Origin of the sequence: Mycoplana rhizolycopersici (assembly GCF_013378445.1) — a bacterium.
Lineage (GTDB): Bacteria > Pseudomonadota > Alphaproteobacteria > Rhizobiales > Rhizobiaceae > Mycoplana > Mycoplana rhizolycopersici.
Genome location: NZ_JABXYK010000060.1, coordinates 1 through 530, shown reverse-complemented (window position 1 = coordinate 530; position 530 = coordinate 1). Strand labels below are relative to the sequence as shown.

Sequence of the window (530 nt, the reverse complement as noted above, 5' to 3'; positions counted from 1 at the left end):
CCTTGACCATCTCGGGATCGAGCGCGGATGTCGGCTCAACCGCCTACCGTTCTTTGGGCACATCAATTGTGTGCAAGGCACTATTGCGTCAGCGCATGAGCCTCCAGAATGCGTCCCGCGATGGAACGACCTTTCGCGTCGAACAGGTGGATGTCGTTCGTTCGGACAGTGAAACGGACAGGGTCCATCCTCGCGTATGCTTTGTCGTCCACCGTCTTGATCAGGTATTTTTGAGCAGAACCGGCCATATCGACGTATAGAATCTGAACTTCGCCGAGATGCTCGACGAAATCGACCGTGCCGGTGAGCACTGGGCCACTTTCCCCGGACGGGGTGATCTGCGTGTTTTCAGGCCGAATGCCGATGCTGATCCTTTCGCCCACTGACAGCGCTCCGCGATCGGCAGACACGTCCAGCGCCGCGCCGCACTCGAGCATGAGATGCACAACGCCTTCCGACTTGCCGACGACCTTGCCTTCGAGAATGTTCATCGCGGGCGAGCCGATGAACTGAGCGACGAAAAGGTTAGC

1 protein-coding gene is annotated in these 530 nt (G+C 58.1%); it reads right to left on the bottom strand.

The window, feature by feature from the left end; genetic code table 11:
- Nucleotides 1–80 precede the first annotated feature (80 nt).
- On the bottom strand, nucleotides 81–530 hold a 450-nt coding region (locus HV823_RS26400; RefSeq protein ID WP_176952626.1), incomplete at its 5' end, for a TOBE domain-containing protein.